Here is a 2,256-nt window from a genome sequence, read left to right on the forward strand (position 1 = left end):
GGCGACTCGATACAGAAAAAACTTATCTTTAACCAAGCTTGAATATATTGATCGCTCCTGCTCTTGGTTGGCAATCAATTATTCAGCAAGCCCTACGTACCTATACAACAAATCTGATTGCCAATCATTATTGCTCTTGAGACGTGTAGATAAAGGAGGCTCAAGCCCAACTACGTACCTATAAAACAAATCTGATTACCAAGGATTGCCAATCATTCTAAAAGCCGCCCAATAGTAGGGATGAGAAAAATTCCGAGTCCCTGTCTTTGTCATTTCCGGAGGTAGCTGCACATTACCCACAGAAGTCCGCAATATTCCCCCTTCAATCCGCACCTGTTGGCGCAACATTTCTAATTGCGCTTGCCGCAAGGCCTCAGCCTTCATCGGAGCAGTTTTCAACTGGCCGTAAAAGTCCGCCATCAATCCCAAACTGCCCTCGTCGCTGACATACCAGAGAGTCGCTAGAGCCGATTTAACCCCTGCTTGCACGGCTAACCCGCCAAAGCCCAACTCGGATTCTCGATCGCCCACAGCAGTCCTGCAAGCACTTAAAACCAACATATCCACCTGTGGACTGCCCCATCCCATGTCCCGCAACTGATTCAAACGCAATTTAGTATCCCACAACTGAATAAAGGATTCGCTGGGGTTTCCCGATCGAAATTCGGCGTGAGTAGCCAAGTGAATTCTCCCAAAAGGGTACTGCTGGCGCTGCGATTTCAAATTTGCCAGAGTGAAAGCTTGGTTCAAGAAAGACTTACCGGGCGACTCCTGCGGGATAATTGTCGAAACTTCTATTTCCACCGCAGGCAAAGGACTCATATTGGGAAATTGTGACGCACCCATTGCCAGAACTTGTGTATTTGGCAACTTAGTGGTGCTGGTATCTGTCAAACTCAGACTCGGCATTGAGCCGACGCTGTAACGCTCTATCAGAAAGCCTTTCCCGTCATGTAGCGCCGCCATCGGTATCGATCGCAACCCCATATCCGCAATAAAAGATAAATTCTGAATACCTTTGGCTTGTAACTCTGCCTCGATCGGCGCTATCATCCACTGGTAAAGCTGCTGAGCGAAGGGTAAATAAGTTTTAGTATTGCGCTTTACCGGATTAGTCAGTTCGTTGCGAAATTTCCGAATAGTTTCCATTACCTCGGCGCGAGAGGTTCCAGCGATCCGCACGCGAAAGGGCGCGCTATCGGGGGCGATTACCATTACTTCGAGTTCGTCAGAGCTTTTAATTTGCTGTTCTACGCGCAACAGCGGCGAACTGTTGTAAGGTCGATCGAATGTAGAACCATTGGGTACAAAGCTCATATATACGAGAGCTGGTTTGATACCTGTGGCTTGTGCGACGCTGCGAAGAGTATTTTGAGCATTTTCTAGCGTGGCGCGTTTATTTGTTTGTGGCAAATTCAGGTAATCGACAAACTCCCTGGTAAATCTGTTTTCTACCGGAAAAATAATGGCGCTGGGGTTAACTGGCAAGCTGGAAACGTCAATAATATTCGAGGTTTCGCGACGTGAATTAGGCTGTTGCAATGAACTAGATATCTGGTTTTGCTGTTGCAAGCTGGCAGAAAATAAAGGATTTGTCCTGGGAAGCCCGTTGCTGGAGAGCGCAGGAGCGAGTTCCGGTGTCGGTATGGGCGCGAGATTGATTGGTGCGGGAGCAGGGAGAATTTGAGTAATTGTCGGCGCTGGTGACAAATTCGATATCGGCGCTGGATTTTGAGTAATCGTTGGTGCTGGTGACAAATTTGATATCGGTGCTGGATTTTGAGTAATTGTCGGCGCTGGTGACAAATTCGAGTTCGGCGCTGGATTTTGAGTAATTGTCGGCGCTGGTGACAAATTCGAGTTCGGCGCTGGATTTTGAGTAATCGTTGGTGCTGGTGACAAATTCGAGTTCGGCGCTGGATTTTGAGTAATCGTTGGTGCTGGTGACAAATTCGAGTTCGGCGCTGGATTTTGAGTAATTGTCGGCGCTGGTGACAAATTTGATATCGGCGCTGGATTTTGAGTAATTGTCGGCGATGGATTTTGAGTAATTGTCGGCGCTGGTGACAAATTTGATATCGGCGCTGGATTTTGAGTAATTGTCGGCGCTGGTGACAAATTCGATATCGGCGCTGGATTTTGAGTAATTGTTGGCGATGGATTTTGAGTAATTGTCGGCGCTGGTGACAAATTCGATATCGGCGCTGGATTTTGAGTAATTGTCGGCGCTGGTGACAAATTCGAGTTCGGCGCTGG

Annotated in this window: 1 protein-coding gene; it reads right to left on the minus strand. The window is 47.8% G+C overall.

The annotated features are described in order from the left end of the window. Positions 1-195: 195 nt before the first annotated feature. Positions 196-2,256, minus strand: a 2,061-nt coding sequence (locus tag JGK22_RS32960) for a CHAT domain-containing protein (RefSeq protein WP_293314545.1), incomplete at its 5' end; no start/stop codon positions are given.

Source organism: Microcoleus sp. PH2017_08_TRC_O_A, from assembly GCF_020738665.1.
Classification (GTDB): Bacteria; Cyanobacteriota; Cyanobacteriia; order Cyanobacteriales; family Microcoleaceae; genus Microcoleus.